This is a genomic window from Streptomyces olindensis, from assembly GCF_040645895.1.
Lineage (GTDB): Bacteria > Actinomycetota > Actinomycetes > Streptomycetales > Streptomycetaceae > Streptomyces > Streptomyces olindensis.
On record NZ_JBEYZD010000095.1, the window covers coordinates 21,402 to 29,069 of the forward strand.

Below are 7,668 nucleotides of genomic sequence, written 5' to 3' on the forward strand. Positions count from 1 at the left end.
CCCGGCGGGCCGGCTCAGCCTCTGTCGGCCGCCGACCGCTGGTCCGTGGCGGGACGGGCCGCCGTCGGGACGGACTGCACCGGGGTCGGGACGGCCGAGGGGGCGCGGGACACGGCCGTCGGGCCGGTCGGCTCGCCGGGGCCCCGGGTGGCGGGGTCGGCCGTGCGGGGACTCCCGCTGCCGGGGTGGGGGCTCCCGGTGCCGGGGCGCGGAGAGTCCGCGGCCGGTGCGCGGGACTCGGACGGGCGCGGCTCCGCGGTGGGGGACGCCGAGGGGGTCGGCGGTGCCGTGCTCGCGGGCGGGGCCATCGGGATCGTCGGGGTCGTGGGACGCTCCGGTGCCGTGTGGCGCAGCGGGAGGGCGATGAGGGCGGCCGCGGCACAGCACAGGCCGGCTCCGGCCGCGGCGCGCAGCAGGCGACGCCGGGAGGCCCGGCGGCGGACCGTCTCGAACTGGCCGGGCGGCGCGCCCAGGTAGTCGGGGGAGGAGGGGCGCAGGATCACGGCGAGCGGGTCCTCGGGGCCGGAGCCCGCGTCGCCCGGGTCGTCGTCAAGGCGTGTGGTCAAGGCTTCTCCTCAGGTGGACGCGGAGCAGTTCCCGGGCCGCGTGCAGGTCGGCCTTGACGGTCCCTTCCTTGCGCCCGGTCAGCACGGCCACCTCCCGGATCGGCATGTCAGCGTAGTAGTGGAGGAGGATCGGAACGCGCAGTCGCTCCGGGAGCGACTGCACGAGCAGCCGCACCGACGGGTCGGCCTGCTCGGGGTGGGGGCGTACGGCGGCCTCCGAGGTGACGCGGTGCAGGGCCCGGCGCTCGCGCTCCAGTTTGCGCCAGTGGTCCCGGACCAGGTTGGCCGCGGTGACGTAGAGGAAGCCGCGGGGCTCCTCCACCTTCGTCCAGCGGGCCCAGAGCCGGGTGAACGCCTCCGAGGCGACCTCGTGCGCCGTCTCGTCGTCGTCGACGAGCCGGCGGCACCAGCCGGCGAGGCGCGGGTAGAGGGCGGCGAACAGCTCGGACGCGGCCTTCTCGCGGGACCGTTTCAACGCTCTCCAGGGGTGGGGGACCCGGCGCCGCGCAGCGCCGCGAACACGATCACGTTGTCCGGGTATCCGTCGCCGGTCCGCGCTCCGCCGCACGTGATCAGCCGCAGCTCCGGGCGGTTCACGTTCCCGTAGACGTCGTCCGCCGGGAAGTCGTTCTTCGGGACCGTGCGTACGGACGTGACGGCGAACTCCGCCGCCGTGCCGTCCTCCAGGCGCGCCACGATCCGCTCGCCGCGGCGCAGCCGGGCCAGGTGGCGGAAGACGCCGTCGCCGTACCGGCCGACCGTGACGTGGCCGAGGATCACCGACGGGCCGGTCCGGCCGGGCGGCGGCGAGTGCCGGTACCAGCCCGCCCGGTCGTCGGCCGTGACCGGCGGCACCTCCACGGTGCCGTCCCCGGCCAGCCCCAGCCGGATGACCGGGGTGTCGACGCCGATCGCCGGGATCAGCAGCCGGACCGGGACCGGCCGGGCCGTGGAGCGCCGGCGTCCGGCCGTGACCGGCGGGGGCGCCGTCCGGGAGGCGCCCTCATCGGTCGTGGGACCGCCGCCGCAGGCCGTCACCAGGGACGCCAGGGCCCCGGCCGTGAACGCGCGCCGGGAGAAGGCCCGGCTGGAGAAGGCCCGGCCGGTGAACGCGCGCCTGGAGGACGTGGTCATGCCCCGGTCGCCCGGCGGCGGCGTACGACGAAGACCGTGCCGCCGCCGAGGGCGAGCACCGCGGCGGCGCCCGCGCCGATCGCCGTGCCGTCGCTCCCGGAGCCCCGGGACGCCGCCGCCACGCCGGTGTCGGGCGCGCCGCTCGGCCGGACGGAGACCTGGTCCTCGGCCGGTGCCCGGGTCGGTTCGGCACTCTGCGCCGGTGCCGGCGCCCGGGTCGGTTCGGCGCTGGGCGTCGGGGTGGCGCTCTGGGCCGGTCGGGCCGGTTCGGCACTGGGCGCGGGTACGGCGCTCTCCGCAGGGCGGGCGGTGGGCGCCGCGGACGCCGGGACCGGGCTCGGGGCCGTGGTACCGCTCGCGAAGGCGGGCCCCGTGCCCATCAGGACGGCGGTGCCCGTGAGGGCCAGGACGCTGAGGACGGTTCGGCGCATGGAGTCGCACTCCCGGTTCGGGTGACAGGTCGTGCGGAGAGACGAGGCGGGAACCGGGCGGGTTGTAAAGAGATGGCAAAGTCGCCCGGGGGGTGGCCGGGTAACGCCCTGTCGACGCCGGGGGCCGGTCCGGCGCACGATGGCCTCCCGACGCGCAGGACCCCGGAAGGGAGGGCCCGTTGACCGGCCCGTCGAGCTCCTCACCCGTCTTCCCCACCGTCCCCCGCAGCGCCGACGTCGTCATCATCGGCGGCGGTGTGATGGGCACGAGCATCGCCTTCCACCTGGCCGAGGCCGGCGTGCGGAACATCGTCGTCGTCGAGCGCGGCGAACTGGGCCACGGCAGCTCGGGCAAACCCATCGGCGGCGTACGGGCGCACTTCTCCGACCCGCTCAACATCGAACTGGGCAGCAGGAGTCTGCGCGCCTTCCGGGACTTCCCGCAGCGCCCCGGCGCCGACATCCGGCTCGACACCGTCGGCTACCTCTTCCTGCTCACCACCGAGCGGCAGGCCGCCGACTTCGAGGCCGGCGTCCGGCTCCAGAACTCCCTCGGCGTCCCCAGCCGCATGACCGGCCCCGAAGAGGCCCGCCGCCTGTGCCCCTACGTCAGCACCGACGGGCTGGTGGCCGCCGCCCACTCGCCCGCCGACGGCCACGCCCGGCCCGGTCTCGTCGTCCGGGGCTACGCGCGGGCGGCGGCCCGGGCCGGGGTCGTCCTCGCCACGCACACCACCGTCACCGGCCTCGACACCGCGGGCGAGAGGGTCACGGCCGTCCACACCGACCGCGGGCGGATCGACTGCGAAACGGTCGTGTGCGCCGCCGGCGCCTGGTCGGCCCGGATCGGCGAGATGGCCGGCGTGCCCCTGCCCGTGCGGCCGGTGCGCCGCCAACTGGCCTTCACCGTCCCGCTCACGCCACCCGCCCCGCGCATCCCCTTCACCATCGACTTCACGTCCTCGGCCTACTTCCACAACAGCGACGACGGCCTGCTGTTCGGCCTGGCCGACCCCCGCGAGCCCGACGGCTTCGACACCACCTGGACCCCGGATTGGCTGGAGCTGTTCCGCGAGGTCGCACGCCACCGCGCCCCCGCCCTCGCCGGCCTGGAGACGAACGGCGGCTGGGCCGGGCTCTACGAGGTCACCCCCGACCACAACGCGCTCATCGGCCGCTCGTCCGACGTCGTCAACTTCCTCTACGCCACCGGCTTCTCGGGCCACGGCTTCCTCCAGGCCCCGGCGGTGGGCGAGATCGTCCGCGACCTCTGCCTGGAGCGCACCCCCCGCGTCGACGTCGGCCCGCTCGCCGCGGACCGCTTTCGCTCGGGTGCCGGGGTCCGGCCCGAGTCGCACGTGGTGTGAGGCCGCCGGATATTCGGCTGCGCCGGGCGGCCGGGGTCGCTAGCATCCGTCGCGATGACGACTCACTCTGTGAACAGAATGGGGGTCCCGTCCGCGCAAGGTGAGTGCTGATGCCCACCGAGACCGCGAACGGGTACACCCCGCCGTACACCCCGCCGCCTTCCCTCTCCTTCTGGCCGCGCGTGCGCGAGTTCGCCGTGCCGCCCGCCATGATCGAGGCCGCGACCGCCCGGCGCCGTACCGGGGACTGGGCGGGCGCGTGCGCCGCCGCCAACGTGGACGTCGACCTCCAGCCGCGTGCCGTGGCACGGCGGCACGGCACGGAGACCGCCGCCCTGCTCCGCGCCGACCTCCGCCACCTGGCTCCCGACCTGCTGCGCTGGCACCTGCCGAGGATCGCCCCCGACGGGCTGCTGCGGCCGGGACTGACCCTCACCCTGGCCCGCTACGACACGGCCGGCGCGGGCGAACTGCACCTCGTGGTGCGGACCCCGCCGGCCTGGGCCGACGCCGGTCAGCGGATCAGCCTCGCGCTGTGGGACGCGTCCCACCGGGAGCTGGCCGACCGCCGCCACCCGCACCCCCGCCCCAGCCGGCGGTTCCGTCTCGACCTGCACCGCCACCTGTGGGACGCGCGCCGGGCCGGTGAACTGCGCGAGCGGTGCGGCGACGGCCGTACGGACCGGGGCGGGGAGCTGGCCGGGCTGCTGCCGCGCGGGCACCCCTGTGCCGTAGACCGGTGGGCGGCCGAGGCGGAGATCCTGCTGCGTGCCGAGGGGCGGTCGAGCGGCGGCCGGGTCGCGGTGCGGCTCGGCGCCCGCAACCGGCTGGTCCTGGACGTGTCCGACGGGACGGCCGTCCCCTGCGGGCACACCGCGGGCCCCGCCCTGCCCGTCCTCCCCGACGCCGCCACCTGGGTGCTGCCCGACCTGCTGCTGCTCCGGGCCGGGGCGGTCGACGCCGAACGGCTGCACCCGCTGGTCGCCTCGGCGCTCGGGGCGCGGCGGCCACCGGCCGGCTCGCCCCGGGCCGCCGAACGGGCGGGCGATCCGCGGCTGGTGGAGTGCCGGGGCGCCCGGCACCGCATCGGCCTGGTCGACGGCGTCCTGGCCGCGCTGGACCACGCCCCGGACGAGATCCGGCGGGAGGAGCTGCTGACCGCCCTGGGCGGCACTCCCCTGCCCTGCCTCCAGGCCATCGACCGGGCGCACCGCCGCCCCGACTGCCTCACCGGTGTCCGCGAACGCCTCCGGCACGGCGATGTCGCCGGCGCGCTCGCGGCCGTGGAGAGCCTGCTGGGCCCCGACGCGGTGCTGCGCGGGGGCCCGCTGCGGGACGCGCTGGAGACGGCGGCGCGGCGGCGGATCGCCTACGGACTGTTCCGGGCGGGCCTGGACGGGCCCTCACCCGGCAGCCTGCGCCCCTGGGACCGCCGCCGCTCCCGCGACGACGGCCCGCACCCGCGCCACATGTGACCCGGGCCCGCCCCTGCCTTCTGCACCCACAGACGTCCTGCACCCACAGACGTCCTGCGCCTCGGACGTCCTGCACCCACAGACTTCCTGCGCCTCAGACCTCCTACACCCCAGGTGATCACACATGCCCATGAGCACTCCCCTGTCCCGACTCGACGTCGCCGGTGACCTGTCGGCCCTGCTGCGGGACACCACCACCGAACCCCGCCCCGACACCCAGCTGGAGGCCCTGACCCTCGCCGTGGCCGCCGATCTGCCCGTGCTGCTGTGGGGCGAGCCGGGCATCGGCAAGACCGCGGCCCTGACCCAGCTCGCGACCGCCCTGGACCTGCCGCTGACCACGGTGATCGCGAGCGTGCACGAGCCGTCCGACTTCTCCGGCCTGCCGATCGTCGGCGACGACCCCGCCGAGCAGGGCGTCCCCATGGCCCCGCCGGACTGGGCCGTACGGCTGGTGCGGGCCGGGCGGGGGCTGCTGTTCCTCGACGAACTGTCCACCGCGCCGCCGGCCGTCCAGGCGGCCCTGCTGCGGCTGGTGCTGGAGCGGCGGATCGGGGCGCTGCGGCTGCCGCCCGGCGTGCGGATCGTGGCCGCCGCCAACCCGCGCTCCTCGGCCGCCGACGGCTGGGAACTGAGCCCGCCGCTCGCCAACCGCTTCGTCCACCTGCAGTGGACCCACGACACGGACGTCGTCGTACGCGGCCTCGGCGGGGTCTGGCCGACGGCGACCCTGCCGCTGCTCGATCCGGGGAAGCTCCCGGAGGCCGTGGACTTCGCCCGCCGGGCCGTGTGCGGGCTGCTCGCCGCGCGCCCCGGGCTGGTGCACCGGCTGCCCTCCGGGGAGGCCCGCCGGGGCGGTCCCTGGCCGTCCCCGCGCAGTTGGGAGATGACGCTGCACCTGATCGCCTTCGCGACGGCGGCCGGTTCGTCGCGGGACGTGCTCTCCCTGCTGGTCCGGGGCACCGTCGGCGACGGGCCCGGCCTGGAACTGCTGGCGAGCCTGGACCGGATGGACCTCCCCGACCCCGAGACGCTGCTGGCCGACCCGGCCGGCGCGGAGCTGCCCCAGCGGGGCGATCTGCGCCAGGCCGCGCTGGACGCCGTCGTGGCCGCGGTCCGTGCCCGCCCGGAGCGGTCCCGCTGGGACGCGGCATGGGCGCTCCTGGTCAAGGCGGTGGAGACCGGGCCCCCGGACGTGGTCGTCGTCCCCGCGACCACGCTCGCCGCACTGCGCCGCGAGGACTGGGACGTACCGGCGTCCATCGAGCGGCTGGCCGGGGTGGTGTCCCTGTCCCGGCGGGCGGACCACGCCCGGGCCCGCAGCACGGCGAAGGCGGGCCGATGACGACGGACGCCCCCGCGATGCCCGGAACGCTCGACCGCGGCAAGCTCTTCGCCGCCCGCCTGCACGCCGCCCGGGCCCGCCCCTACCTGGCGACGGCCCTGTTCGCCCTGCACGTCGTCGAGTCGCGGCGGGTGCCCACGATGGGCGTCGACCGCCACTGGCGCTGCTACGTCTCACCGGTGTTCGTCGACCGCACGCCCGTCGAGGAGCTGGCCGGCGTGTGGGTGCACGAGGTCTCCCACCTCCTGCGCGACCACCACGGGCGCAGCGACCGCGTCGCGCGGGAGCGCGAGCTGCACGGCCCGGGGGAGCGGCTGCGGATGAACATCGCCGCCGACTTCGAGATCAACGACGACGTGTACGGCGACGGGCTCGCCCGCCCCGAGGGAGCCGTCGAGCCGGGCCTGCTGGGCCTGTCCGAGGGCGAGTTGATGGAGGACTACCTCCGGCAGTTCAGCGTCGGCCCGCGCATGGAGGACCTGGCCTGGCTGGACTGCGGCAGCGGCGCCGACGGCCTGGACCGGGAGTGGGAGCTGGACCCGGACGGCGCGCACGGCCTGAGCGAGCAGGAGCGGGACGCAGTCCGCTTCCGGGTGGCGCAGGGCATCACGGGCCGCCCCGGCAGCGCCCCGCAGGGCTGGCGGCGCTGGGCCGAGGAGGCCTTCCACCCGCCGCAGCCGTGGCGGGAACTGCTGGGCGCGGCCGTCCGCTCGGCGGCGTCCGGCCCCGGCGCGGGCGAGGACTACACCTACGGCCGCCCGGCCCGCCGCTCGACCGCGCTGCCCGGCACGGTCCTCCCCAGCCTGCGCCGCCGCCCGCCCCGCGTGGCCGTCATCATCGACACCTCCGGCTCGGTCAGCGACGCCGAACTGGGCAGCGCGCTCCTGGAAGTCGCCGCCATCGCACGGGCCGTGGGCGGCCGCCGCGACCTGGTCACGGTGGTGCCCTGCGACGCCTCGGCGGGTTTCGCGCGTCGCCTGTGCCGCGCCGAGGGCATCCCGCTGACGGGCGGCGGCGGCACGGACCTGCGCGCCGGCTTCACCCGCGCGCTGCGCTCCCGCCCGGCCCCCGACGTCATCGTGGCCCTCACCGACGGCCAGACCCCCTGGCCGCCCACCCGCCCGCCGTGCCGCACGGTGGTGGGTCTGTTCCCCCGCCGCCACGACACCCAATCCCACGACGAGACCGACCCCGAGTACGTGCCCGACTCCCCACCACCGTGGGCCCGTGTGGTGGACATCGGCTCGTGACCACTCCTAGGGGGTGTCCGCAAAGTCCCGCCTGCCCCGCGACGCCCGGCACGCACTCTCGCCGCACCGGGCGAACACCCGAGTACAACCAGTACGCGGG

At 76.8% G+C, this 7,668-nt stretch carries 8 protein-coding genes; 4 read left to right on the plus strand and 4 right to left on the minus strand.

The window, feature by feature from the left end:
* Positions 1-14 precede the first annotated feature (14 nt).
* From ABZ948_RS37015 to ABZ948_RS37030, 4 genes are read right to left on the minus strand one after another with little or no spacing between them, the layout of a single operon-like run.
* Positions 15-566: a hypothetical protein gene (locus ABZ948_RS37015; RefSeq protein ID WP_359767215.1), complete on the minus strand. Its 552-nt coding sequence runs from the start codon at positions 564-566 to the stop codon at positions 15-17.
* Entirely contained in the window at positions 550-1,041 is a 492-nt protein-coding gene (locus ABZ948_RS37020; RefSeq protein ID WP_359767216.1) for an RNA polymerase sigma factor, read from the minus strand. Before ABZ948_RS37020 ends, ABZ948_RS37015 begins: the two co-directional genes overlap by 17 nt.
* Positions 1,038-1,700, minus strand: a complete 663-nt coding sequence (locus ABZ948_RS37025) for a class F sortase (RefSeq protein WP_359767218.1) — start codon at positions 1,698-1,700, stop codon at positions 1,038-1,040. Before ABZ948_RS37025 ends, ABZ948_RS37020 begins: the two co-directional genes overlap by 4 nt.
* Entirely contained in the window at positions 1,697-2,131 is a 435-nt protein-coding gene (locus ABZ948_RS37030) for a sortase-dependent protein (protein WP_359767220.1), read from the minus strand. The genes ABZ948_RS37025 and ABZ948_RS37030 overlap by 4 nt, the downstream gene beginning before the upstream one ends.
* A 179-nt stretch (positions 2,132-2,310) precedes the next feature.
* Between ABZ948_RS37030 and ABZ948_RS37035 the strand changes: the two genes are divergently transcribed.
* From ABZ948_RS37035 to ABZ948_RS37050, 4 genes are all read left to right on the plus strand, one after another.
* Positions 2,311-3,498, plus strand: a complete 1,188-nt coding sequence (locus ABZ948_RS37035) for an NAD(P)/FAD-dependent oxidoreductase (protein WP_359767222.1) — start codon at positions 2,311-2,313, stop codon at positions 3,496-3,498.
* A gap of 110 nt (positions 3,499-3,608) precedes the next feature.
* Positions 3,609-4,973, plus strand: coding sequence for a hypothetical protein (locus ABZ948_RS37040; protein ID WP_359767224.1), 1,365 nt, complete (start codon positions 3,609-3,611; stop codon positions 4,971-4,973).
* 124 nt (positions 4,974-5,097) lie between these two features.
* Positions 5,098-6,318, plus strand: coding sequence for an AAA family ATPase (locus ABZ948_RS37045; RefSeq protein WP_435857767.1), 1,221 nt, complete (start codon positions 5,098-5,100; stop codon positions 6,316-6,318).
* The gene (locus tag ABZ948_RS37050; RefSeq protein ID WP_359767228.1) at positions 6,315-7,568 is read left to right on the plus strand and encodes a vWA domain-containing protein; all 1,254 of its coding nucleotides are present in this window, start codon (positions 6,315-6,317) and stop codon (positions 7,566-7,568) included. Before ABZ948_RS37045 ends, ABZ948_RS37050 begins: the two co-directional genes overlap by 4 nt.
* The last annotated feature ends 100 nt before the right edge of the window (positions 7,569-7,668 follow it).

Bases quoted from the DNA above. Each gene is read 5' to 3' on its own strand.
- ABZ948_RS37030 (WP_359767220.1), bottom strand. From the start codon at position 2,131: ATGCGCCGAACCGTCCTCAGCGTCCTGGCCCTCACGGGCACCGCCGTC.
- ABZ948_RS37045 (WP_435857767.1), top strand. From the start codon at position 5,098: ATGCCCATGAGCACTCCCCTGTCCCGACTCGACGTCGCCGGTGACCTG.
- ABZ948_RS37040 (WP_359767224.1), top strand. From the start codon at position 3,609: ATGCCCACCGAGACCGCGAACGGGTACACCCCGCCGTACACCCCGCCG.
- ABZ948_RS37025 (WP_359767218.1), bottom strand. From the start codon at position 1,700: ATGACCACGTCCTCCAGGCGCGCGTTCACCGGCCGGGCCTTCTCCAGC.
- ABZ948_RS37050 (WP_359767228.1), top strand. From the start codon at position 6,315: ATGACGACGGACGCCCCCGCGATGCCCGGAACGCTCGACCGCGGCAAG.